24 protein-coding genes are annotated in these 22,051 nt (G+C 48.8%); 8 read left to right on the top strand and 16 right to left on the bottom strand.

Annotated elements, in window-relative coordinates; genetic code table 11:
• Nucleotides 1–10 precede the first annotated feature (10 nt).
• The gene (gene rpsT, locus H7R39_RS04865; protein WP_002949506.1) at nucleotides 11–277 is read right to left on the bottom strand and encodes a 30S ribosomal protein S20; all 267 of its coding nucleotides are present in this window, start codon (nucleotides 275–277) and stop codon (nucleotides 11–13) included.
• 402 nt (nucleotides 278–679) lie between these two features.
• Here rpsT and glmM point away from each other — a divergent pair, with 402 nt between their 5' ends.
• The 4 genes from glmM (at nucleotide 680) to hemJ (ending at nucleotide 3,637) form a co-directional block, all read left to right on the top strand.
• Nucleotides 680–2,023: a phosphoglucosamine mutase gene (gene glmM, locus H7R39_RS04860; RefSeq protein WP_185898192.1), complete on the top strand. Its 1,344-nt coding sequence runs from the start codon at nucleotides 680–682 to the stop codon at nucleotides 2,021–2,023.
• Nucleotides 2,016–2,546: a signal peptidase II gene (locus tag H7R39_RS04855; RefSeq protein WP_185898191.1), complete on the top strand. Its 531-nt coding sequence runs from the start codon at nucleotides 2,016–2,018 to the stop codon at nucleotides 2,544–2,546. Before glmM ends, H7R39_RS04855 begins: the two co-directional genes overlap by 8 nt.
• The gene (locus H7R39_RS04850; protein WP_185898190.1) at nucleotides 2,536–2,898 is read left to right on the top strand and encodes an NINE protein; all 363 of its coding nucleotides are present in this window, start codon (nucleotides 2,536–2,538) and stop codon (nucleotides 2,896–2,898) included. Before H7R39_RS04855 ends, H7R39_RS04850 begins: the two co-directional genes overlap by 11 nt.
• A 304-nt stretch (nucleotides 2,899–3,202) precedes the next feature.
• On the top strand, nucleotides 3,203–3,637 hold the full coding sequence (gene hemJ / locus H7R39_RS04845) for a protoporphyrinogen oxidase HemJ (RefSeq protein WP_002944278.1): 435 nt from the start codon (nucleotides 3,203–3,205) through the stop codon (nucleotides 3,635–3,637).
• Nucleotides 3,638–4,122: 485 nt separating this feature from the next.
• Here hemJ and H7R39_RS04840 read toward each other — a convergent pair whose 3' ends face one another.
• From H7R39_RS04840 to H7R39_RS04805, 9 genes are all read right to left on the bottom strand, one after another.
• Nucleotides 4,123–5,259 (bottom strand): trans-sulfuration enzyme family protein, encoded by a 1,137-nt coding sequence (locus H7R39_RS04840; RefSeq protein WP_185898189.1) that lies wholly within the window; start codon nucleotides 5,257–5,259, stop codon nucleotides 4,123–4,125.
• A 16-nt stretch (nucleotides 5,260–5,275) separates the two neighbouring features.
• Nucleotides 5,276–6,010, bottom strand: a complete 735-nt coding sequence (locus tag H7R39_RS04835) for an amino acid ABC transporter ATP-binding protein (RefSeq protein ID WP_185898188.1) — start codon at nucleotides 6,008–6,010, stop codon at nucleotides 5,276–5,278.
• Complete coding sequence (locus H7R39_RS04830; RefSeq protein WP_185898187.1) at nucleotides 6,010–6,678, bottom strand: amino acid ABC transporter permease; 669 nt, start codon at nucleotides 6,676–6,678, stop codon at nucleotides 6,010–6,012. Before H7R39_RS04830 ends, H7R39_RS04835 begins: the two co-directional genes overlap by 1 nt.
• A 6-nt stretch (nucleotides 6,679–6,684) precedes the next feature.
• Nucleotides 6,685–7,437 carry an amino acid ABC transporter substrate-binding protein gene (locus tag H7R39_RS04825; RefSeq protein WP_185898186.1) on the bottom strand — a complete coding sequence of 251 codons (753 nt, stop codon included), beginning with the start codon at nucleotides 7,435–7,437 and terminating at the stop codon, nucleotides 6,685–6,687.
• Nucleotides 7,438–7,478: 41 nt separating this feature from the next.
• Nucleotides 7,479–8,237, bottom strand: coding sequence for an amino acid ABC transporter substrate-binding protein (locus H7R39_RS04820; protein WP_185898185.1), 759 nt, complete (start codon nucleotides 8,235–8,237; stop codon nucleotides 7,479–7,481).
• A gap of 472 nt (nucleotides 8,238–8,709) precedes the next feature.
• A complete protein-coding gene (gene proC, locus H7R39_RS04815) occupies nucleotides 8,710–9,498 on the bottom strand; it encodes a pyrroline-5-carboxylate reductase (RefSeq protein ID WP_185898184.1) in 789 nt (262 codons plus the stop codon).
• The gene (locus H7R39_RS04810; protein ID WP_185898183.1) at nucleotides 9,495–10,124 is read right to left on the bottom strand and encodes a hypothetical protein; all 630 of its coding nucleotides are present in this window, start codon (nucleotides 10,122–10,124) and stop codon (nucleotides 9,495–9,497) included. Before H7R39_RS04810 ends, proC begins: the two co-directional genes overlap by 4 nt.
• Nucleotides 10,075–10,209, bottom strand: a complete 135-nt coding sequence (locus tag H7R39_RS11450; RefSeq protein ID WP_267454763.1) for a hypothetical protein — start codon at nucleotides 10,207–10,209, stop codon at nucleotides 10,075–10,077. The genes H7R39_RS04810 and H7R39_RS11450 overlap by 50 nt, the downstream gene beginning before the upstream one ends.
• Before the next feature lie 259 nt (nucleotides 10,210–10,468).
• Nucleotides 10,469–11,728 (bottom strand): glutamate-5-semialdehyde dehydrogenase, encoded by a 1,260-nt coding sequence (locus H7R39_RS04805; protein ID WP_185898182.1) that lies wholly within the window; start codon nucleotides 11,726–11,728, stop codon nucleotides 10,469–10,471.
• Between the two features lie 184 nt (nucleotides 11,729–11,912).
• Between H7R39_RS04805 and nhaA the strand changes: the two genes are divergently transcribed.
• The gene (nhaA, locus tag H7R39_RS04800) at nucleotides 11,913–13,094 is read left to right on the top strand and encodes a Na+/H+ antiporter NhaA (protein WP_185898181.1); all 1,182 of its coding nucleotides are present in this window, start codon (nucleotides 11,913–11,915) and stop codon (nucleotides 13,092–13,094) included.
• 13 nt (nucleotides 13,095–13,107) lie between these two features.
• Here nhaA and H7R39_RS04795 read toward each other — a convergent pair whose 3' ends face one another.
• Nucleotides 13,108–13,716, bottom strand: coding sequence for a hypothetical protein (locus tag H7R39_RS04795; RefSeq protein ID WP_185898180.1), 609 nt, complete (start codon nucleotides 13,714–13,716; stop codon nucleotides 13,108–13,110).
• A 219-nt stretch (nucleotides 13,717–13,935) separates the two neighbouring features.
• The gene (proB, locus tag H7R39_RS04790) at nucleotides 13,936–15,063 is read right to left on the bottom strand and encodes a glutamate 5-kinase (protein WP_185898179.1); all 1,128 of its coding nucleotides are present in this window, start codon (nucleotides 15,061–15,063) and stop codon (nucleotides 13,936–13,938) included.
• Nucleotides 15,064–15,212: 149 nt separating this feature from the next.
• On the opposite strand from proB, the gene H7R39_RS04785 reads away from it, so the two are divergent.
• Genes H7R39_RS04785 through H7R39_RS04775 form a run of 3 tightly spaced genes read left to right on the top strand, consistent with a single transcriptional unit; the run spans nucleotide 15,213 to nucleotide 18,146 of the window.
• The gene (locus H7R39_RS04785) at nucleotides 15,213–16,367 is read left to right on the top strand and encodes an ABC transporter substrate-binding protein (protein WP_228724727.1); all 1,155 of its coding nucleotides are present in this window, start codon (nucleotides 15,213–15,215) and stop codon (nucleotides 16,365–16,367) included.
• The gene (locus H7R39_RS04780; protein WP_002944284.1) at nucleotides 16,357–17,388 is read left to right on the top strand and encodes a FecCD family ABC transporter permease; all 1,032 of its coding nucleotides are present in this window, start codon (nucleotides 16,357–16,359) and stop codon (nucleotides 17,386–17,388) included. Before H7R39_RS04785 ends, H7R39_RS04780 begins: the two co-directional genes overlap by 11 nt.
• The gene (locus tag H7R39_RS04775) at nucleotides 17,385–18,146 is read left to right on the top strand and encodes an ABC transporter ATP-binding protein (RefSeq protein WP_185898177.1); all 762 of its coding nucleotides are present in this window, start codon (nucleotides 17,385–17,387) and stop codon (nucleotides 18,144–18,146) included. The genes H7R39_RS04780 and H7R39_RS04775 overlap by 4 nt, the downstream gene beginning before the upstream one ends.
• On the opposite strand, the gene H7R39_RS04770 is transcribed toward H7R39_RS04775, so the two are convergent.
• From H7R39_RS04770 to H7R39_RS04755, 4 genes are all read right to left on the bottom strand, one after another.
• Nucleotides 18,147–18,800, bottom strand: coding sequence for a response regulator transcription factor (locus H7R39_RS04770; protein ID WP_124852496.1), 654 nt, complete (start codon nucleotides 18,798–18,800; stop codon nucleotides 18,147–18,149).
• Between the two features lie 6 nt (nucleotides 18,801–18,806).
• Nucleotides 18,807–19,469: a cytochrome c3 family protein gene (locus H7R39_RS04765; protein WP_185898492.1), complete on the bottom strand. Its 663-nt coding sequence runs from the start codon at nucleotides 19,467–19,469 to the stop codon at nucleotides 18,807–18,809.
• The gene (locus H7R39_RS04760; RefSeq protein ID WP_185897834.1) at nucleotides 19,466–19,906 is read right to left on the bottom strand and encodes a cytochrome c3 family protein; all 441 of its coding nucleotides are present in this window, start codon (nucleotides 19,904–19,906) and stop codon (nucleotides 19,466–19,468) included. Before H7R39_RS04760 ends, H7R39_RS04765 begins: the two co-directional genes overlap by 4 nt.
• 569 nt (nucleotides 19,907–20,475) lie before the next feature.
• Nucleotides 20,476–22,026 carry a flavocytochrome c gene (locus tag H7R39_RS04755; protein ID WP_185898176.1) on the bottom strand — a complete coding sequence of 517 codons (1,551 nt, stop codon included), beginning with the start codon at nucleotides 22,024–22,026 and terminating at the stop codon, nucleotides 20,476–20,478.
• Nucleotides 22,027–22,051: the final 25 nt, after the last annotated feature.

Raw genomic sequence — 22,051 nt, 5'->3', positions numbered from 1 at the left:
AAAATTTAGATTAAGCAGATAGTTTGTTTACGAGTTTTGCGAGGCGTCCTACGCGGCGAGAAGCTGTTTGTTTTTTCAAAAAGCCTTTGCTAACGAAGCTGTGGAAATCTTTATTTGCCACTTTAAACGCGTTTAGTGCGGCTTCTTTATCGCCTGCCTCAACGGCTACGCGCACGGCTTTAGTGATATTTTTAAGCCTAGTGCGGTAAAATCTGTTTCTTTCAGTCCTTTTGATAGTCTGTCTGGCTCTTTTTTCAGAAGATTTATGGTTTGCCATAATGTCCCTTTTGTCATAATTTTAGTCCGTGATTATATAAAAATCAGTTTTAAAATCCGCTTAATTTAAGTAAAATTTAAAGCGAGGAAATTTACAACTTAAATTTGGATATTTTTTGATAGAATAGGTCGGAAATTTAATAAATTTATGGAATTTGCCAAGCAAAAAGCTGTCTGGCAAATTCTGCGGTGCAGTATTTTGAGATGGATTTGAATATTGTGCGGAAATTTTCGTCCCAAGGCTAGACCTCTGCTTGCAGTTGCGAGCAAAGCGAAGCAAAAGTAGTCCGCCGCAAGGCGAAAATTTTAAACTCATTCAAAACCAGCGTAGCGACGCCACAGGCGGGGTTTCTATAAAGACGCTCAAAAGACAAGCCGATATTAAGTCATAAAAGGAAAAACGATGAAACTATTCGGTACCGACGGCGTCCGCGGCAAAGCAGGCGAAAAACTCTCCGCCTCAACGTCCATGCGACTTGCTATGGCTGCGGGGATATATTTTAGACAGTTTGCGTCGCATACGAACACTATTTTACTAGGCAAAGACACACGCAAAAGCGGCTACATGATCGAGACCGCCATCGTCGCGGGGCTCACGGCCGTGGGCTACAACGTCCGCCAGATCGGCCCGATGCCAACCCCTGCGATCGCGTTTTTGACCGAAGATATGCGCTGCGACGCGGGCATTATGATCAGCGCCTCGCACAACCCGTACTACGACAACGGTATCAAATTTTTCGACAGCGAAGGCAATAAACTGAGCGAAGAGGCCGAAGCGCAGATAGAAAAGATTTATTTTGACGACGCGCTCATAGAAAGATCGCAAAAACAGATGCTAGAAATCGGCGCCGCAAAGCGCATTGACGACGTCATCGGCCGCTATATCGTGCAGATCAAAAACTCATTTCCTAAAAACCTAAGCCTACACGGACTGCGCGTAGTTTTAGACGTCGCAAACGGCGCGGCGTATAAGGTCGCTCCGACTATCTTTAGCGAGCTTGGCGCCGAAACCATCGTCATCAACGACGAGCCAAACGGCAGCAACATAAACCTAAACTGTGGCGCGCTCTATCCGCAAAATTTAGCCTCCGAGGTCGTGCGATTAAGGGCCGATCTGGGCTTTGCGCTTGACGGCGACGCCGACAGACTCGTGGTCGTCGATGAGTGCGGCGAGGTGGCAAACGGCGATAGTTTGCTAGGCGTCATGGCGGCATTTTTACAAGAAAACAAAGCCCTAAAAGGCGGTGCGGTCGTGGCTACGGTGATGAGTAACGCGGCACTCGAAGACTATCTAAAATCCCACAAAATCAAACTCCTGCGCGCAAATGTCGGCGACAAATACGTGCTTGAAAAGATGAAAGAAAACGGCACGAATTTTGGTGGCGAACAAAGCGGTCACATCATATTTAGCGACTACGCAAAAACGGGCGACGGGCTCGTGGCGGCACTGCAGTTTGCGGCACTGGTGCTAAAAAAAGGCAAAAAAGCGAGCGAAATTTTAAGCGAAATAAAACCGTATCCGCAAATTTTGCTAAATTTAAAGATAACAGAGAAAAAGCCGCTTGAAAGCATCGCAGGGCTAAAAGAGCTTGAAGCAAGCCTCGCAAAAGGGGGCATCCGCTCGCTATTTCGCTACTCGGGCACCGAAAACCTCATCAGGCTTTTGATTGAAGGCAAGTGCGCCGACGCGCTAAAAACCCGAATGGACGAGGTCGAAAAATTTTTCGTAAAAGCGCTAAATGGCTAAAATTTTAGGCGTTTTTTTTGCGGCGTTTTTCGTCGTTTTCGCACTCGATCAGGCGGTCAAGCAGATATTTTTGGGCGGTTTTTCGTGGCAGGGCGAGTATTTTTCGCTAGTGCTTGCTTACAACCGAGGCGTGGCATTTTCGATGTTTGCTTTTCTTGGCGAATGGCTCAAATTTATCCAGCTAGCGCTGATTGCGGGCGTTTGCGGCTATCTGCTCTGGCGGCTTAAGCGTAAATTTGACGCGCGGGCCGCGGCGAAGGCGGAGTCAAATTTGACCCAAGACGCCCAAAAAAAGGAAATCTTAGAGGAGCACGCGCTAGGAGCGGGTATAATCCTGGGCGCGGGCAGTTCAAATTTACTCGACCGTTTCGTTCACGGCGGCGTCGTGGACTACGTCTACTGGCACAAGTGGTTTGAGTTTGCGATCTTTAACCTCGCAGACGTTATGATCGACGTCGGAGTCGTACTCATACTCTGGCAGAGCTTCGCCGCGGGACGAAAAGGGGCTAAAAATGGGCGATAACGTTTATATAGCCTACGCGCTTTGGTTGCTTACGGGCTGGTTTGGCGGGCATAGATTTTATCTGGGCAAATTCGTGAGCGGCTTTGCGATGATGGCGCTGTTTTTCATCGGATATAGCCTAGCTTGGGCGATCGTGGGTTGCGTATTTTGGGCGCTTTGGGGCGCGTGGTGGCTCTTTGATCTGCGCTTAACCGGCGCGGTGGTCGAGAAAAATCAGAAAAAAGAAGCGCTAAAAGACAAACTGCGCGCGCAAGACCTCGAGGAGCGGCTTAGACGCCTCTACGAGCTGTACGAGAGCGGCGCGATAAGCAAAGAGGAATTTGAAGCTAGGAAGGAAATTTTGCTAGGGTGAGGGTCGGTTAAATTTGATACAGTTAAATTCAACTCTTTACGAAAGCGCCCTTTTGAGCGACAAAATTTAAATTTGCCGACCGAATTTAGCACTTTCAAGGTGCGGGTTTGGGCGACTCAAATTTGAAAATTTAACTTCAAATTTAAGCGTAAAACGATAAGGCGAAGTATTTTTGTTCTAGACGAGGCGCTTTTAAATTTGGCGACGGGAGTTACCTGGTCGGTAATGACCGAGCCGAATTTAAAAGTAACGAAGTATAGGGCAAAAAGACAAGCCGTTAAAATAAAAACTAAAAGGAGAAAAAATGGCAGAGTATTACAACCTCATCAAGTATTTCCACTACTTGTGTTTCATCTCGTGGATGGCGTTTTTGTTCTATCAGCCGCGCCTCTACGTCTATCACGCGGAGAATATGGACAAGCCAGACTTCGTGCGCGTGGTTGAGGTGCAGGAGTATAAGATGTACCACTACATCGGTTGGGTCGCGCTGATCGGCACGTTTTTGACGGGTATTTTGATCATCGTCGCGATGCCTGAGCTTTTGCGTAGCGGCTACGTGCACGTCAAGCTCACCGTCGTCGTTATTCTCGCGGCGTTTCATCTAGATCTTGGCCGCTATATGGTGCAGCTGCGCGAGAAACGCTGTAACAAGAGCGGCATGTTCTTTCGCGCTTACAACGAAGTGCCGACTATCGCGATGGTTATCATCATCTGGATGATGGTGTATAAGCCGTTTTAAACCGCGCTAAATATTTGCCCCGAGGCAGAGCGAACCTGCTTTGCCTCGGTGTTGCGAAGTCAAATTTAGCCTTGAGTTTTTGAGCCGTATCTTACGAATTCGACATACAAAATTAGCGCCAAATTTTGATTTTACTCGGCTCAATTAAACCCGGCCGCCCAAACGACATCAGCTTAAATAAAATCGCTAAAATTTGAAAATCTCCCCAACCTAAACGCTTCCGCGCATATCTTTCATCACGGACTTAAGATTTCGGCGCAGGCTAGTTTGTGGGTTATCTTGGGTGTTTTAGGCGTCGGGATTTTTGCTAGTTTGTTTAAAGCAAAATAGCCACGGACTGATTTGGCGACAATTTATAAATTCGCCCGCCTTGGAGCCGGGTGCCGCTTTAGCAAACTAGGCGCGCCCATTTTGCCCGCCTAGCCCAAGGCTAAATTTGATAAATTTAGCCCGAGCGAGAAAGGGCGCCAAGATAGCAAGCAAAGTTAAATTTTAGCCTTCTTTATCGCCTGAGCTATATCCGCGATCAAATCATCCGAATTTTCTATACCGACGGCAAGGCGTAGCAAACCTTGAGTAATGCCGATTTTAGCTTGTAAATCCTGCGAATAAGATTCATGAGTCATTGAGGCCGGATGGCAGATTAGACTCTCTACGCCGCCAAGACTAACGGCCAGGTCAAAAAGTTCTAGACTTTTAGCAAAAATTTTATAGTCGTAGCCATCCTTTAGCTCCAGCGAGATTAGCGCGCCGATACCGCTAGCTTGGGCGTTTTGGATGCGTTTTTCCTCGGCCGAAAATGAACCTGCGTAATACACGGTTTTAACGGCCGAGTTTTTTTCTAAAAATTCTACGATTTTTAGCGTATTTTCGCTTTGTCTATCAAATCTCACGCTAAGAGTTTTGAGGCCTCTTATTAGATTATAAGCATCTGCGGGGCTTAGCGTCGCGCCTAGAGTATTTTTCATGAAAGCTATACGCTCTGCTAGCGCATCGTTATCGGTCGTTACGACTCCGGCGATTACGTCTGCATGCCCGCCGATGTATTTCGTCGCGCTATAAACGACGATATCGGCACCGAATTTTAGCGCTTTTTGATAATACGGCGTCAAAAAAGTATTATCGACGACGACAAGCGCGCCGTTTTTACGAGCCAGCTCGGCTAGTCTGGCGATATCCGTTACTCGCAGTAGCGGATTTGACGGCGTCTCGATAAATATCATCTTAACGTCCTCATCCAAACGAGAGATTTTATTTAGATCGTCGACGAGTTCGAATTTGATCCCGAAATTTGCAAAAATACCGTTTGCGTAGCGGTAAGTGCCGCCGTAAACATTGCTATTTAAAAGCACTTTGTCGCCGCTTTTTAGCAGATTAAAAACCGCCGAGGTCGCCGCCATGCCCGAAGCCAAAGCAAAGGCGTATTTGCTGTCTTCAAATTTGGCGAAAAGCTCCTCAAATGCATTTCGCGTCGGATTTGCGCTACGAGAATAAGCATACTTTTGAAAGTCGTCCAAGCCGTCTTGCGCAAACGTCGTGGCTAGATAAATAGGCGGAACGACCGCGCCGTGAGGGTTGTTTTTAGCTTCGATACCTTTTACGATTAGCGTATCTATTTTCATTTTTTTCCTTTTAAATTTAAAAATCCATCGCCGAGATAAATTTAACTATGCGCGGCGAATCGCTACCGAAAAACTCCTCCGCCGTACCGTCAAATTCGATATTGCCGCACTCTAAAAATAAAATTCTATCCGCGACTTTGCGAGCGAAGTTCATATTGTGCGTGACGATGATCAGCGAGTCGCGCTCCTTGCTAAGGCCGCCGATGACTTTCAAAACCTCGGCCTCAAGCTCCGGATCAAGCGCGCTCGTAGGCTCGTCCAAAAGCAAAAAATACGGCTTCATCGCAAGCGCTCGCGCTATCGCCACTCGCTGGGATTGACCGCCCGAGAGCCTGCTTGGATACTCGTGCTCCTTGCCCTTTAGCCCGACCTTTTCAAGTAGAGCCAGAGCCTCAATTTCTGCCTGCTCTTTCGGGATTTTCAGCACCTGCACGGGGCCTTCGGTTACGTTTTGTAGAGCCGTTAGATGCGGAAATAGATTAAAGCTCTGAAAGACCATCCCCGTGTGCTCGCGAAAGGGCAACATATCTTTTTGCGAAATTTTACCGGCGAAATTTATCTTATGGCTTCCAAGCTCAAGCTCGCCGCTGTCCGGGATCTCGAGTAAATTTATGCAACGCAGCAGGGTTGATTTACCAGAGCCCGAGCTTCCTAAAATAACCGTAGTCTGCCCGTCTTTAAATTCTAAATTTAAGCCGTTTAAAACGACATTATCGCCGAATTTCTTAGTCAAATTTTTAAATTTTATCATCACACGTACCTTGAAAATCTTTTCTCGAGCCTAGCTTGCAGAAACGTCAAAAAGGTGCAGACTATCAAGTAAAAAAGCGCGGCGAGCACGTAAAGCGTAAGCGGATCGAAGGTGCGCGCGGCGATGCGCTGAGCGACCATAAACATATCGACCATCGTGATAGAAGCTGCAAGCGAGGTGTCTTTTAGCGTGCTGATAAAGATATTTGAAAGTGGAGGCAGTGAGATACGCGCGGCTTGCGGAGCGATGATACGGCGTAAAATTTGCGCGTAGCTCATACCAAGCGCCGTGGCGGCCTCCCACTGACCTTTAGGCACCGAAAGTACGGCCGCTCTGACGGCCTCGGAAGCGTAAGCGCCGATATTTAGGCTAAAGGTGATAATAGCCGCGCTCCAGACATCAAGCGTAACGCCCACGATCGGCAGACCGAAATATACGATAAAAAGCTGCACCAAAAGCGGCGTGCCGCGAAATATCCAGATATAAAACTCGCTAAGTTGCTTTAAAATTTTGATATTTGCTATGCGCGCGATCGCCGTTAGCACCGCGATAAGAAGTCCCAGCGAAAAGGAGATCGCCGTAAGAGGCAGCGTCACTTTTATCATCGCCAGCGCCATAGGTTGTAGCGAGCTTAGCAAAAGCTCGCTTATACGGTCAAATTCGTTCATCGCCATCTACCGCGAGACATCTTTGCCGAAATACCTGATCGAAATTTCAGCCAGCTTGCCTTCGTTTTTTAGCTCCTCTATCGCCTTGCTGATCTGATCGGCAAGTTCCATATTGCCCTTTTGCACGATAGGCGCGGTATAGTCGGTATCGCTTCCCTCGGCGGCTATTTTAACCGGAGCTCCCGGGCGCTGCTTGATGAAGTCGTAAAATACGATATTATCGCGCACGACGGTATCTACGCGCTTGCTAACGAGAAGCTCCATGCTCTTGCTAAAGCTATCGACCGTGACGTTTTGCGCTCCGTAGCTAGCGGCCACCTTCGCCCAGTTGCTGGTAGCGGAGTCTGCGTTTTTCTTACCTTTTAGATCATCAAAGCTTTTGATATCGTCGTTATCTTTGTGCGTGATGATGGCGCCGTGCACGACGGTATAGGGCTGTGCGTAGTCGTATTTTTTCTTGCGCTCATCGGTAACGCTTACTTGATTAAATACCGCATCGGCCTTACCTGCATCAAATGCCGCGAGCATCGCGTCCCACGGAGCGGTTAAGAACTCGATCTTTAAATTTAGCTTCTTAGCGACTTCGCGGGCGATATCGACGTCGTAGCCCTTTAGCTCGTTTTTATCGTCGTAGTATGAAAACGGCGCATAAGTGCCTTCCGTAGCGATCGTTAAAACGCCCTCTTTTATGGTTTTGGCGTTTAAATTTAGCGTCAAAAACGCGCCCAGAGCCAAAAATTTTAGTAGTTTTGAAATCATCTTTTATCCTTTAAATTTAGCTGCTTTTATGCGGGTAAAATTTACTCCGAGATATCTTTACCGAAGTATTTTACCGAAATTTCTTTTAGCTTGCCTTCGCTTTTTAGTTCGCCAAGGGCCTTGTTTACGTCGTTTACGAGCTCTTCGTTGCCCTTTTTTACGATGGCTGCGGAGTAGATCGGCTCACTGCCGCTAGCGGCTATTTTTAACGGGGCGTTTGGACGCTGATTTATATAATCGTAGAAGGTCACGCTGTCGTTTATCGTCGCATCCGCACGGCGGCTGATGATGAGCTCCACGCCCTTGCTAAAGCCGTCTACGGTGACGATCTGCGCGCCGTATTTTTGCGCGATACCGGCCCAGTTGCTAGTTGCAGAATGCGCGCTTTTCTTGCCTTTTAGATCCTCGAAGCTTTTGATTTCGTTATTGTCTTTGTGAGTGACTAGCGCGGCGTAGGCGACGGTGTATGGAGCGGTATAGTCGTATTTTTTCTTGCGCTCGTCCGTGATACTTACCTGATTAAACACTATGTCGGCCTTGCCCGCATCAAATGCCGCCAGCATCGCGTCCCACGGGGCTTCGATGAATTCCGCTTTTAAATTTAACTTCTTAGCGACTTCGCGCGCTACTTCGACGTCGTAGCCCGTTAGCGCGTCGTTTTTGTCATGGTATGAGTAGGGCGAATACGTGCCTTCGGTCGCGATTTTCAAAACGCCGTTTTCGAGAGTTTTTGCATTTGCACCGGTTAAAAGAGCGAGGCTCGCCAAAGCAAGCAGAGAAGATTTTAGTAGTTTTTTCATTTTTTGTCCTTTTTAAATTTATCGTTGGCTATTCATCTAAAAAGGCCCGCGAGCGCGGAGTTGAAAATATCTTTTTAAATGTTTAGCGACCTGCTAAGCACTTAAAAAGATATTCGTGCCTAGCGCCCTAGCTTTTCATTTCGCAACAACACATGTCGCACATATCGTTTTTCATAGCGTACCTTTCGAGTAAAATTTGGCGGTGATTTTATGCAAAAAAAGTTTAAGATAAAATAAATTTATATCAAAATTTCGGATTTAATTTTTTAAATGATATAAATTTCGGATACAAAATCGGCTCAAATATCGACAGGACCGAGATATAAGTTAAATTTTAAATTTTACGAAAATTAAAATTTTGATTAGAATTTTTAAATTTAACTCGTAATCTAGAACAGGTCGCGTCTATAAGCAAAATTCCACGCCTTTAAACTCTAAAAATCGTTTTTAAGCGTCGGCTAAAGCAGTAAATTTACTTAGCACGCGCCTTTTTCACGCACGCGCCCACCGCATCTATCACCGCCGCGCGAAATCCGCCGTTTTCCAGCGCTTTGACCGCTTCTATCGTCGTACCGCCGGGCGAGCAGATTTCGTCCTTTAGAGCTGCGGGATGTTTACCGCTTTTTAGCATTAGTCGCGCCGAGCCCGCGACGCTAGCCGCGACGGCTTCGTACGCCAGCGCTCTAGGAAGCCCCTCAAGCACTCCCGCGTCCGCCGCCGCCTCGATAAACATAAAAACATAGGCCGGCAGGCTACCCGCGATGCCGGTAAATGCGGCAAATTTAGCCTCCTCGAGCTCATAAACGGCGCCGAAATTTTCAAAAATCTCTCGCACCGCCGCTCGCTCGTCCGCGCTTAAATTTTCGTTAAAACACAGCGCGCTTACGCCCTCTGCGATAGCCGCGGGAGTGTTTGGCATCGCGCGCGCGACCTTGGCCTGCGTGCCCAAAATTTGCGCGCTTTGCTCTAGGCTAAAGCTCGGCGCAAGCGTGACTATAACCTTGCCCCGAGCCGCGTCTTTTATCAAATTTAATATACCCTCATACGCCGCGGGCTTGGTCGCTAACACCGTGATATCGGCCGCCGAAGCGACCGCAGCTTCGCTCTTGCAGGCGTTTACGCCGCATTTTTCGCGCAGTGCCGCCGTTTTACTCCTAGCATAGACGAACACACTCTTGCCGCCCAGCCTTTGCGCCAAATTTTCGATCATCGCGCCGCCCATATTTCCGCCGCCGATAAAGCCGATTTTAGGATTTTTCATTTTGCCGCCTTTTTTAAAGTTCCGATTTTGACCGCTTTGCCCGCGACCGCGTCGCGTACCGCCGCGCTATCCGCCCAGATCGCGCCCGTAACCTGCCCAGGCGCCAAGGTATAAACGCCGCCCGTCTGCGCCTCGTCGCTCGCCTTAAACTCGTTGCCGACGACCAGCTCATAAACGCCGTTCGTGTTGTTTTCAAATTTGATCGCCGCTTTTAGCGTCGGCGCTTCACCCTGTTTCGCCGCGCCCGCATACTGCTCGAGTATGTTTTTGCTAAGCTTGCCGTAGATGCCGCCGTACTCGTCCAGATAGATGCGTACGGCGAGTTTGTCCGAATTTTTGCCGCCTTTTTCGCCCTTGCCGGCCCTCACGCTCATCTCGTAGGCGCTCTGCCCGGTCGGGAAATCCTTAAATTTTGCGTCGGGAACAAAAACACGCACGTTATCCGTTACTACTTTTTCGTCGTGCGTCTGCGGTGTTACGTCCGTTAGCACGAGCGTGGATTTCACGTCCGCGCCTTTGTCCGAAACAAGCGCAGAGATCGGCACGCGAGTAAGCAGCGTCGTCTCGTAGCAACCGCTAAAAATAAACGCCGCGGCAAGAGCAAAGATAAATTTTAGTTTTTTCATCGGTTTCCTTTAAATTTACGCCGATTTTAGCATAAATTTCGCCTTTGCGTGCCTGTGCGCCGACTTGCGACGGGTCAAATTTCATCGCCAAAAAAGTCCCCGTCGATGTCGCAAATCTCGATATTTTGTCGCACCGAAAAAATACTAATTCGGCTTTAAATTTGACACCAAATTTGAACGCGAAACGATAAGGCGAAGTATCGTGAGATGATTTTGAGAGTTGTGTAGAAATTTTAAGTCGAGGCTAGACCTCTGCTTGCAGTTGCGAGCAAAGCGAAGCAAAGATAGTCTGCCGCAGACTTAAAATTTCAAATCTCTCTCAAAAGCGCTCAAAAGACAAGCCACTAACGCGTTTGATAATCTCCGCGGACGATATATTTGTAAGTCGTAAGCTCCCTCACCCCCATCGGTCCTCTGGCGTGCAGTTTTTGCGTGCTGATGCCGATCTCGCCGCCAAATCCAAACTCGCTACCGTCGCTAAAACGCGTCGAGGCGTTGGCGTAGACGACCGCGCTACCGACCTCGTTTAAAAATCGCTCGACGTTTGCGTAGTTTTCGCTCAAAATCGCGTCCGAATGCCCGCTGGAATGCGCATTTATAAAGCTGATCGCCTCGTTCGTATCCCGCACGGCGCGTACGGACAAAACGAGATCCAAAAACTCGGCGCCAAAGTCGCCCTCGCCTGCAAGATTAACGTTTGCCAAACCGCGCAACTCCGACTTGCACGCATCTAGCAGCTGCTCGCTCACGCGAAACTCGACTTCGGGCATTTCGCGCAGCAGCTCAGGCAAAATTTCGCCCGCCACGCGCTCATGTAAAAGCACGCACTCAACGGCGTTACAGACGCTTGGGCGCTGGGTTTTGGCATTTTTGATTATCTTTGCGGCCTGCTTTAAATTTGCACTCTCATCGACGAATATGTGGCAGACCCCCGCGCCCGTCATGATGATCGGCACGGTCGCGTTTTGCGCTATAAAGTCTTTTAAGCTCTTGCCGCCGCGCGGTATCAAAACGTCGATATACTCGCTCATTTTCGCCATTTTCGCCACTACTTCGCGTTCGGCGCTCTCCACGAGCTGCACGGCGCCTTTTGGAAGGCCAAATTTAGCCCCCGCTTCGTTAAATAAATTTACTAAAAAAATGTTTGAATTTAGCGCGCTGGCGCTTCCTCGCAGGATCGCCGCGTTGCCGCTTTTTAGCGCCAAAGCCGCCGCGTCGATGCTGACGTTTGGACGGCTCTCGTAGATGATGCCAAGCACCCCCAGCGGCACGCGCACTCGGCTGATTTGCATGCCGTTTGGATGGCTCCAGCCGCCTAGATTTTCGCCCACGACTTCGGCGAAGCCCGCCACCTCGCGCACGCCCTGCGCCATAGCCTCGATACGAGCGTCGGTTAGTCTTAAGCGGTCTAGCAGCGCCGCACTAAGCCCCGATTTCTCGCCGTTTGCAAGGTCTTTGGCGTTCGCCGCTTTTATAGCCTCTTTTTGCGTCAGTAGCTCGTCCGCTACGGCGTTTAAAATTTCAAATTTAGCCTTGCTACCAAGTCTCAAAAGATCGCCGCAAGCGGCCTTTGCGCGCTTACAGATATCTAAAATTTCATTCATTTTCGCTCCTTAATTTATAAAGCGCCCTCTCTTGGGTGCAAAGAGTAGCGCGACAAAGCAAAATTTAGCGATGCGTCTACCAAATTTTAGCTTTAAATTTGACTTGATTATAGCCAAATTCGCCCGAATTTTATGCGAGCGTAAAAATACGCTATAATCGCCAAAATTACGAAAAGAAGGCAGAATGGGCGGGATAAAAGAGTTTTTAAAACACGAAGCCAGCGGCGGGATTTTGCTGATGATCGCTACGGTCGCGGCGCTACTGTGTCAAAACACGTTTTTGAGCGATTTTTACAACGAATTTTTAAAGACCAAATTTACCGTGAGCTTCGGCGAATACGGACTAAGCAAGCCCCTAATCTTGTGGGTGAACGACGGGTTGATGGCGGTATTTTTCTTTCTCATCGGACTCGAGCTAAAGCGCGAGGTTCTGGAGGGCGAGCTAAAAAATCCGTCGAAAATCGCGCTGCCAGCGATCGGCGCGGCAGGCGGCCTGATAGTGCCCGCGGTTATCTTTTATCTTTTTACGAAACACGACTCCTTCGCGCTTGGCGGTTGGGCGATACCGACGGCGACGGACATCGCGTTTGCTCTGGGGATTTTGAGCCTACTTGGGCCTCGCGTACCGACTAGTTTAAAAATTTTCCTCATGACGCTAGCCATCGTCGACGACCTTTGCGCGATCGTGATTATCGCGCTATTTTACACGAGCGAGCTTAGCGCCCAAATGCTTGCGGTCGCGAGCGTTTGCCTAGCCGCGCTTTTCGCATTAAACAGACTCGGCGTAAAGAGCAAGGCGGCGTATCTGATCGTAGGCGCGGTAATGTGGGTAGTGGTGCTAAAATCAGGCGTTCACGCCACGCTTGCCGGCGTCGTGGCGGCCTTTTTCATACCGCTTAGCTTTAAAGACGAGCCCGGCAAATCTATGCTAAAAAGCATCGAGCACGACCTGCACGGCTGGGTGGCGTTTGGCGTGCTACCGATATTTGCCTTCGTAAACGCAGGCATCTCGTTGCGAGGCGTCGGACTGGACGAGATTTTGTCTCCGGTCGCGCTAGGCACGGCGCTGGGGCTTTTCGTCGGCAAGCAGATCGGAGTATTTTCTTTTAGCTTTTTAGCGATCAAATTTAAGCTAGCCAAGCTGCCAGAAGGCTCAAATTTCATCCAGCTTTACGGCATCGCCGTGCTTTGCGGCGTAGGATTTACGATGAGCCTTTTTGTTAACGGCTTAGCCTACGACGACACGGACGTATTTGCCTACACCGACAAGCTTGCTATCTTGCTAGGTTCGGTAGTTTCGGGCGCAGTCGGGTTTATATCGCTTAAATTTAGCACCGAAAATCCGGGCGCGATAGAAAAACGGTAGCGAGTAAAGCGGCTCACTCCCGCTGGCCGCCTCGTAATCTATAAATCAAATCGCACGCCACGTGTGCAAAGCTCGCAAACACGAAGCCGATACCCAGCCCGGCGGCCAGGTTGTAAAGCGCGCTGTCGTTTGCGAGGGCGTAGTCGTCAAATCGCACGTAAATGCCCCATCTGCCGCCCATCCCCTCCGGCGCAAAGAGCAGCCCGCTAAGCGCGAGAAAGCAAAATCCGCCAAGCACAAGGAATTTCGCGGCCACGACGATCAAATTTACGCCTCCGACGTCCGCACGGCCGTAGTTTAGGCAAAAAACGGCGGCGAAAAAACAGATCCAAAACGGCGCAGCGCAGGCGTAAAAAGCAATCACGTTTAGGCTCGCGCCGTTGTTTGTAAAGTCGTCTAAAAACGGTGCAAAAACACGCACGCCGTAGATAAAAGGCAGCCAAAATTTAAGCTCTAAGATCTCGTCAGGGCTCAAATTTAACGCCCAGATCCCAAGTGCCGCAAAAAATAAGACCCCGAGCGAAAACGGCGCCCAGCCTGCTAAAATCGCTCTCTCAAACAAGCTTTTACGCGCCGCAGAGTCACGCCCGAATTTGGTTTTCGCCGCTTCTTTTTCGTTCATCATTTTCCTTAAATTTATCCATATTTTAAAGCGCGCTCAAAAATCAACCGTCAAACTTAGCGGCGACCGCGCGGTTGGCTTGAGCGGCTAAATTTGATCAAATTTAGCCGCCACGTCCGCTCAAATTTCACCCGCCATGCAACAAAATTTGCTCTAAATTTAGCGCAAATTTGACGCCGATACGACCAAATTTCGCCGCAAATAATCGCCAAATTTGACCTAAATCAGCGCGATGTTGTCGATGTGCAGCGCCTCGTCCTCGTATTTGTAGCCCAGAACCGCCTCGATCTCCTCGCTCTTGCGCCCTTTTATGAGAGCTAGCTCGGCCGATGAGTAGTTTGTTATGCCGCGGGCTAGCGCCAGACCGTTTGCGTCTTTGATAGCGAGCGTTTCGCCGCGCTCAAACTCACCCACGACCTCGGCAATGCCGACTGCTAGCAGGCTTTTGCCCTCTTTTAGCGCCTTCGCCGCGCCTGCGTCGATCGCGACGGAGCCGTTATCTGCGGCCGAATAGGCGAGCCAATATTTACGCGAATTTATCCTGTTTTTGCCCGCCAAAAATAGCGTCCCGACCTCGCTGCCCTGCGCTGCTCGCACGATATTTCGCGGGTCGGAGCCGTTTGCGATGATGAGATGAGTGCCGTTTTTGGTCGTCATCTCGGCTGCGGTGATTTTAGTGCGCATGCCGCCGGTGCCAAATTTACTACCCTCCGCGCCCGCAGCCGCTCTGATGCCGTCATCTAAATTTTCGACCAAATTTATAAATTTAGCGTCCGCAAAAACGCTTGGATTTTTGTCGTATAGCCCGTCGATATCGGTCAAAATCACGAGCAAATCAGCCTCGATTAGCCCCGCAACCAGCGCGCTTAGCGTGTCGTTGTCGCCGACTTTTACGCCCTTGATGCCCTCGCCCACGACGGGGTCGTTTTCATTGATGACGGGGATGATTTTTTTAGCGAGCAAGGAGCGTAGGACGCTGCGCATATTTAGGTAGCGGCGGCGGTCGCTAAAGTCGTCTTTGGTCAGCAGTAGCTGCGCGATCGTCTTGCCGTGCGCCCAAAATAAAATTTGATAAAGATGTATGAGCGAAACCTGCCCGATGGCCGCCAGAGCTTGCTTTTCGACGATGGATTTTGGCTTGTGCGCGAGTTTCATCTGCCCCATGCCCGCACCCACGGCGCCCGAGGTTACGAAGACCACTTCTGCGTTTTCGTTTAGTTCGCTTAAATTTGCCACGATTTGTTTGATTTTATCCTCGTTTAGCGAACCGTCCGCGTTTGCTAGCGTCGAGGTGCCGACCTTTACGACGATGCGTTTTACGCCGCCTAGAAGCTCTTTTCTGTCCATTTTACCGCTCCGAAATTTTTGAAAATTATACCCAAAACGGCTTATTTTAAATTTTATGTTTTTGTAGCCCTACAGTAATATTAATTTAAATTTCATCATACTAGGCTATAATGACGAGGTTAAATTTACCTTCTCAAAAAGGAGCTTTTATGAAATTTCTACTCGGCTTTTTACTAGCGCTTAGCCTAGCGTTTGGCGGCGAGTTTAGCGTCAAAGATATGCGCGGCGCGGAGATCAAGATCGCCTCCCCGCTTGAAAGAGTCGCTACGATCGACGACGGGTTCGTCGAGAGCGTCATGACGCATCTTGGCGTGATCGATAAGGTCAAGCTCATCGGCTCGTGGTCTATGAAGCGAGATTACAAATACGACTTCACCACAAAAGCGGGCGAAAACTACACACTTCGCGGGTGGAACGTCATGAAGTATCTGCACCCGTGGCTAAATGACCTGCCATGCGTAAATTCTCCGCAAGGAAACGTCATAAATTTTGAAGCCTTGGCGAACGAAAACCCGCAGCTAGTGATCCTTCGTATCGGAGACTGCACGCTACGCGGCTCAAATAAAGACGCCGTGGAAAAAACGATCGCGACTATCGAGGCGCTAGGAATTCCGCTTGTGGTGATCTATGCTCCAAGAGGTGCTGAAATCGCAACTATGCAAGAGGAGATGCGGGTGCTAGGAGAGATATTTGGGCAGAAGGACAAGGCCCTAAAGCTCTTTGAATACCTCGACAAAACGCAAAAACTCGTGCAGGAGCGCACGGCAAATTTAAAAGACGACGAGAAGGTCAGCATGCTCTACATGGGGCTTAATCCAAATATCCGCAAAAACGGCGGCGTGGCGAGCGCTTACGGCGTAAATACCCCCGAATCCTTCATCATCGAAAAGATCGCGGGCGCTAAAAACGCCTTTAGAGGCGACGGCTCAAACGTGATTCTAAGCACCGAGCAGCTTTACGCGATAGATCCCGACGTCATCGTGCTACCGACCTCAAACGGCTACCACCCTGCAAGCGAGCTTTTAAATTCAGCAGATTTTGAAAAGCTAGAGGAGTTAAAAGCGATCAAAAACAAGCGCGTTTACGCCATGCCGTGGTCGCCGATGAACTGCGCGCGCCGCGTGGAGTATCCGATAGATATCCTCATAATCGCAAAAGCGGCCTATCCGCAGCTCTTTTCGGATATCAAGGTTCATAAATTCGTCATCGACTTTTACAAAGACGTTTACGGCGTGAGCGAGGAGCAGGCAAAGGCGCTTAGAAGCGAGCAAATTTTAGACTGGACGGTAGAGTATGACTTTTAAGCCCGGCGCTTTTAAGTCAAATTTACTATTTTTATTCGTTCTTTTGGGCGCGCTTTTGCTCTGCATGATCGCCGCGCTCATGCTCGGGGATTATAAAATTTCGATCGCTAAAATTTTAGACGTTTTAAATTTGAAAATTTTTGACATCCCCGCCGCAGGCATCTCTAAGATGGATCAAACCGTCATCTTTGAAATCAGAATGCCTAGAATTTTAACCGCCGTGATAGTGGGCTTCGCGCTTTCAAACGCGGGCGCGATATATCAGGCCTGCTTTAAAAACCCGCTTGTGGAGCCTTTTATACTGGGAGCTAGCTCGGGAGCGGCCCTGGGTGCGGCGCTAGCGATACTGTTTTCCGGCATATTTTTTAATATCGCTTTAAGCGCGTTTGCTTTTTCGTTTTTTGCGGTGTTTTTATCCTATACGCTCGCAAAAAACGGCGGCATAGTGCCTGTGGTGGGACTTATCCTGTCGGGCGTCATCGTAAGCTCGATATTTTCGGCGTGCGTATCGATCGTAAAATATGTCAGCGAGGACGCGCAGCTAAGAGAGATTACATTTTGGATGATGGGCGGGCTGTACTACTCCAAATGGCAAAGCCTAGGCGAGATCGCCTCGGTCACGGGAGTTTGCTTTTTGGCGCTTTGCACGCTTGCGTGGAAGTTAAATTTACTAAGCCTAGGCGACGATCAGGCAAGAAGCCTCGGCATAAACCCCGAAAAATACAAGCTTATCTTTATAACGATCGCTACCTTGATGACCGCCGTGTGCGTGGCAAATGTGGGCATCATCGCGTGGATCGGGCTTATAATGCCTCACGTAGCGCGCCTCATAAGCGGACCTGATAACAGATGGGTGCTGCCGCTATCGGGGCTCATAGGAGCGCTCTATCTGCTCGTATGTGACACGCTCGCGCGCACGGTAGCGATGGCCGAGATTCCCGTGGGCATCATAACCTCTTTGGTGGGCGCACCCTTTCTCATCGCGCTTTTAAGAAGCAAGGCAAAGGAGCTGCTAAAATGATACTGCAAACGAAAAATTTATCCTTTAGCTACGGCGGATTTGGGCTCGAAGACGTAAGCATCGAGATCAAAAGAGGCAGTATATGCGGGCTTTTGGGCACTAACGGCAGCGGCAAGAGCACGTTTTTTAACTGCTGTATGAAATTTCTAAGTATCAAAGGCGGTGAAATTTACGTTGATTCGCAAAACACGAAGCACAAAAGCCCCGCGTGGATGGCTAAAAACATCGCGTACGTCGCGCAGCATACCGAGCTGCATTTTCCGTTTTTCGTACGAGACATCGTCCTGATGGGGCGCTCCACGCACGTAAAGAGCCTGTTTGGCTTTAGCAAAGAGGACAAAAGGGCGGTGAGCGAAGCGATGGAGTTTATCGGTATCTCGCATCTAGCGGATAAAAAGATGAACGAGCTTAGCGGCGGGCAGCGGCAGCTAGTTTTTATCGCTAGGGCGCTTGCGCAGGATACGCCGCTCATACTGCTTGACGAGCCCACGTCCGCGCTTGATTTTAAAAACCAAATCACGCTTTGGAAAATTTTAAAAAAGATCGCTGCGGGCGGCAAGACGATCGTCATCTGCACGCACGAGCCAAACCACATCCTTTGGTTTTGCGACGAAGTGATAGTCTTCCGCGATGGGCGGATCGTCTCAAAAGGTAGCGTCGCGCAGGTCTTAAACGACGAACTGCTGGCTAAAATTTACGGCGACGTCTGCACCTTTGAAAGGCTCGCGCAAAAAGAGGTGATCCTGCCTAAGCTTTAGCTACTCCTCCAAACTATACCCGATACTGCGCACGGTTTTGATTAGCTCAAAGGGTAGTTTCGCACGTAGTTGGCGCACGAGCGAGCGCAGGCGATCGGACGAGACCTCTTCGTCCTTATAGATACTCCACTCAAGCTCTTGGATCGTTACTACGTGCGGGGCGTTTTTAGCTAAAATTTCTAAAAACAATCCCTCTTTTTTGCCGAGCATTATATTTGTGCCGTTTATGTGCAGCGTGAGACTGTTTTTGTCGTAGATAGCGCCGTTTTTTAGCTCAAATTTGCTTCCGAGCAAAATTCGGCAGTTTCTAAATACCCGAAACAAAAACTCCTCCGGCAAAAACGGCTTAACCATAAAATCGTCGTATTTGGCGTAGTAAATTTTCTTATAAAGCGCTGGTATTGCCTTGTCTACAAGGATCATAACGGGAGTTAGGCTCCCGTTATCTCGCAGAAATTTGACTGACTCGAAATTCGCCAGATCCTTCGTCTTTACGTCGATAACGTAAAAGATGTAGCGGTTGCCGTTGTAGTAATCCTCTTTTAGCTCGCTTAAATTTTCAAAGCGAACTATGCGGATGTTAAAGCGGTAAAGCGCGGCGTTGAGATTTATTTGCATCTGGGCGTCGTCGCTAACGAGCAAAATTTTCTTCATTTTAGCCTACTTTTTGGTGGCATTGTCTTCTTTGTTTCCCACCTTCGCCCCTACATAATCCTCCCCAAAATATGCCTTCTTTATCTCTTCTTTTTTGATTGCGGCTTTCTTTTCGTAGATTTTGTATTCAGGCTTCCAGTAGTTTAGCATATTGTTTAGCCCGCTGTGGCCTACCTCGGCGTGACAGCTAGCGCAGGTTAGTTGCTTATCCGTATTTAGCAAGCTTTGATAGTGAGCGTGCATCTTTTGGGCTTGGGCTGAGGTTAGCTTATTATCCACCAAATTCGTATGGCAGCTAACGCAACCGTTATCAAATACGAAGTGCTCTCTTTTCTCTCTGTTTTTATGCCAGTCTATAGCCTCCGGATCTTTAAAGAAATGAATATATCCCTCCATTAGTCCGTTTCTGGCTTTAACTAAGACGTATTTAGCTAGGTTATCATGAGGTATGTGGCAGTCTACGCATTTAGCCCTTACTCCGCTTTTGCCTTTGCCGCTGTGAACGTCGTTACTATAAGCTATAACCATAGGATCCATCTCGTGGCACACTACGCAAAACTTCTCTCCGCTAGTTTCTTCTAGGGCGTAATGCACGGGAAGTACGACTAAAAATCCTATAATGCCGCTTACTAATATAATAAGCGCTAGTACTTTCTTTGAAATTTTCATGGCGTTACCCCCATCCATTGCGGAACTTCGTGTTCGTGGCACTCCGTGCACATATTGGTTGATTTTTTATGCTCGTTGTGGCACTCGTCGCAGTATAGCGTAGGGCCGTCGTGAACCGAGTTGTGGGGATTTGCTTTTAGCAGATCCATGTATTCTAGTCTTTTAGCTATCTTTTTCTTGTCGCCGTGACAGGATATACAGCCTTTATCGCCAATAGATTTAAATTTACTAGCGTCGTTTCCTTGTCCTTCGTGACAATCAAGACAGGTGAAGCTTAGCTTTTCGTGGTGAGGCTTTAAAGGGTGTTTGGCTCGCAGCTCGTCGGTGACGTTAAGATCAGTTAAAGACGTTATCTTTGCACCTAAGGCTTCTGCGCTAAATGCAAAAGAGCATAGTAGCATAGACGCGCACAAGGCGAGAAACGCTTTATGTTTCATGCGAATTCCTTTCTGTGAGGTGTCGGCTAAAGAGATGCGGTCTCTTTAGCTTTTTCTTTTTTAAATTTCTTCATCGTTAAAACTCTTTTTAACTCAAATTCGGCGGTTAAATTTGAGGGGCAAATTTGGTATTTAATTTTCATAGCACGTTATACACGGCAACTTTAAATTTGTCTTTTCTTGTTAAGGGGTAAGGGGCTTGAATTACATTTCAGCTTTACTTTGCAGCTTACTTTATTCTTTCTTTGGGAGAGGAAGGGGGTTCTACTTACGAAGCGTCGCCCCTTCCTCTCCCAAGCCCTCTCTAACCCCACTGCACGTGAGCTGTTGCTGCACTGCGTGCAGGTTTAAATTTGGCGCTACCACACATCAAATTTGCCATCAAATTTAACGAAATATCGCAAGCCGAATTTGGCCTGTGATACAAAATTAAAACGGATTATCGCGAGATGATTTTAAATGTTTTGAAGTAAATTTCGTCCCAAGACTAGACATATAGTCTGTCGCAGGGCGAAATTTACGAAATCATTTAAAAGCGCTCGCGAGAACTTCGTTTTACCAAATTTAGGCTAGATTTTTTCTCCGGCTATCATTCCGAAAACTATACAATCGGTTATCGCAACCGTGCCAAGCCTGCTCGCGCCGTGCGTACCGCCTGTGATCTCGCCCGCAGCAAAGAGGCCGGGGATCGGTTTGTTTGTCTTACTTGAGATGACCTCGGCTTTGGCATTGATCTTTAGGCCGCCCATGGTGTGATGAGGCTTCGGCGATAGGCGGATGACGTAGAACGGTCCAGCTTCGTTGATCTCGCTAAGCGCGCTTTCTTGTTTGCCAAATTCGTCTTTTTTAGCCTTGACGCCTTCGTTATATTTTTTGACGGTTTCTTTTAGCGCGTCGGCAGGTACGCCGTATTTTTTAGCGATATCATCGAGCGTAGCGCACTCGCCAACTATCTTGCCGCTACCCATGCCTTTTTGGATGATCTCTTCGCTTAGGTCTTTAAACGCCATTTTAGTGTCGGCGAAAGTTATCGGGTACGCGCCCGGTTTTTCACGTAAAATTTTAAACTCGGCGTCCGCGCGGGTTTTGCGGTCGGCTAGCTCGTTCATAAAGCGCTTGCCGGTGCGAATATCGACCGCGATGCCGTATTTGAAGGTGCCTTGCTGCGTCAAAATCGGAGCGGTGCCAAAGCCCTTTTCGTCCGGGCTCGCCCACGGACCAAACTGGATCCAGTCTACTTGCACCGGATACGCGCCGATTTCAAATGCTTTTAGTAGCGCGCCCGCGGTCGCTCCCGGGTGGTTCGTGCTATCCACGTCGTCCGGAATCCTAGGATCTTGAAGCTTTCTAAACGCCTTATCGCGGCAAAATCCGCCGGCTGCCAAAACTATGCCTTTGTTTGCCTTTAACGTTTTTTTCGTGCCGCTCGTGTTTTCTAGGTCGTCGCTGTAAAGCTTATCGTCGAATCTATACTCTTCTCTGATCGTTACGCCCACGACGCGGCCGCTGTCGTCTAGCACGAAGTCGTCAAATTTGGCGCGGCGGCGAAGCTCGCAGCCTTTGTCTTTTAGCGCTTCGAATTTTTCAAGCATCGGCTGGATATAGCCTGAACCCGAGTCGTTTGTAGTTAGTAGCGAGCGAGCGACCGTGTGACCGCCAAAGTGCGCGCAGTGCTCTTTAAACTGAACGCCGTTTTCAACAAGGAAGTTATACGCGTCCATACCGCGATCGACTAATGTCTCCAAAAGCTCGGTGTGGTTGATGCCAAGACCGGCTTTTAGACAGTCGGCAATGAATAGCTCTTTGCTATCTTTGATGTTGGTTTTTGCTTGCACTGGGTTGTTTGCGACCGCCATGCCGCCGCCGTTGATTACGGAGTTGCCGCCGATGCGACCCATTTTTTCAAGGATTAGCACCTTGCTGCCTTTTTGTGCCGCTTTTAAGCCTGCCGCAAGTCCCGCAAAGCCCGAGCCGATGATGATCACGTCCCACTCTTCGTCAAATTTGACGTCTTTTGCGTTTAACGCGCTTGCTTGCGCATTTACCGCGCCTAGCGCGAGCGCGCCCGCACCAGCCATACCTAGCTTTAACAAGTCGCGTCTTGACATTTGCTCTTGCATACATTCTCCTTTGAATGAAATATCA

Source organism: Campylobacter massiliensis (genome assembly GCF_014253065.1).
GTDB classification, from domain to species: Bacteria; Campylobacterota; Campylobacteria; order Campylobacterales; family Campylobacteraceae; genus Campylobacter_A; species Campylobacter_A massiliensis.
Note: the sequence above shows the minus strand (reverse complement) of the source record. Positions and strands in the feature narration are given on the sequence as shown.

Bases quoted from the DNA above. Each gene is read 5' to 3' on its own strand.
- rpsT (WP_002949506.1), bottom strand. From the start codon at position 277: ATGGCAAACCATAAATCTTCTGAAAAAAGAGCCAGACAGACTATCAAA.
- glmM (WP_185898192.1), top strand. From the start codon at position 680: ATGAAACTATTCGGTACCGACGGCGTCCGCGGCAAAGCAGGCGAAAAA.
- H7R39_RS04855 (WP_185898191.1), top strand. From the start codon at position 2,016: ATGGCTAAAATTTTAGGCGTTTTTTTTGCGGCGTTTTTCGTCGTTTTC.
- H7R39_RS04850 (WP_185898190.1), top strand. From the start codon at position 2,536: ATGGGCGATAACGTTTATATAGCCTACGCGCTTTGGTTGCTTACGGGC.
- hemJ (WP_002944278.1), top strand. From the start codon at position 3,203: ATGGCAGAGTATTACAACCTCATCAAGTATTTCCACTACTTGTGTTTC.
- H7R39_RS04840 (WP_185898189.1), bottom strand. From the start codon at position 5,259: ATGAAAATAGATACGCTAATCGTAAAAGGTATCGAAGCTAAAAACAAC.
- H7R39_RS04835 (WP_185898188.1), bottom strand. From the start codon at position 6,010: ATGATAAAATTTAAAAATTTGACTAAGAAATTCGGCGATAATGTCGTT.
- H7R39_RS04830 (WP_185898187.1), bottom strand. From the start codon at position 6,678: ATGAACGAATTTGACCGTATAAGCGAGCTTTTGCTAAGCTCGCTACAA.
- H7R39_RS04825 (WP_185898186.1), bottom strand. From the start codon at position 7,437: ATGATTTCAAAACTACTAAAATTTTTGGCTCTGGGCGCGTTTTTGACG.
- H7R39_RS04820 (WP_185898185.1), bottom strand. From the start codon at position 8,237: ATGAAAAAACTACTAAAATCTTCTCTGCTTGCTTTGGCGAGCCTCGCT.
- proC (WP_185898184.1), bottom strand. From the start codon at position 9,498: ATGAAAAATCCTAAAATCGGCTTTATCGGCGGCGGAAATATGGGCGGC.
- H7R39_RS04810 (WP_185898183.1), bottom strand. From the start codon at position 10,124: ATGAAAAAACTAAAATTTATCTTTGCTCTTGCCGCGGCGTTTATTTTT.
- H7R39_RS11450 (WP_267454763.1), bottom strand. From the start codon at position 10,209: ATGAAATTTGACCCGTCGCAAGTCGGCGCACAGGCACGCAAAGGCGAA.
- H7R39_RS04805 (WP_185898182.1), bottom strand. From the start codon at position 11,728: ATGAATGAAATTTTAGATATCTGTAAGCGCGCAAAGGCCGCTTGCGGC.
- nhaA (WP_185898181.1), top strand. From the start codon at position 11,913: ATGGGCGGGATAAAAGAGTTTTTAAAACACGAAGCCAGCGGCGGGATT.
- H7R39_RS04795 (WP_185898180.1), bottom strand. From the start codon at position 13,716: ATGAACGAAAAAGAAGCGGCGAAAACCAAATTCGGGCGTGACTCTGCG.
- proB (WP_185898179.1), bottom strand. From the start codon at position 15,063: ATGGACAGAAAAGAGCTTCTAGGCGGCGTAAAACGCATCGTCGTAAAG.
- H7R39_RS04785 (WP_228724727.1), top strand. From the start codon at position 15,213: ATGAAATTTCTACTCGGCTTTTTACTAGCGCTTAGCCTAGCGTTTGGC.
- H7R39_RS04780 (WP_002944284.1), top strand. From the start codon at position 16,357: ATGACTTTTAAGCCCGGCGCTTTTAAGTCAAATTTACTATTTTTATTC.
- H7R39_RS04775 (WP_185898177.1), top strand. From the start codon at position 17,385: ATGATACTGCAAACGAAAAATTTATCCTTTAGCTACGGCGGATTTGGG.
- H7R39_RS04770 (WP_124852496.1), bottom strand. From the start codon at position 18,800: ATGAAGAAAATTTTGCTCGTTAGCGACGACGCCCAGATGCAAATAAAT.
- H7R39_RS04765 (WP_185898492.1), bottom strand. From the start codon at position 19,469: ATGAAAATTTCAAAGAAAGTACTAGCGCTTATTATATTAGTAAGCGGC.
- H7R39_RS04760 (WP_185897834.1), bottom strand. From the start codon at position 19,906: ATGAAACATAAAGCGTTTCTCGCCTTGTGCGCGTCTATGCTACTATGC.
- H7R39_RS04755 (WP_185898176.1), bottom strand. From the start codon at position 22,026: ATGCAAGAGCAAATGTCAAGACGCGACTTGTTAAAGCTAGGTATGGCT.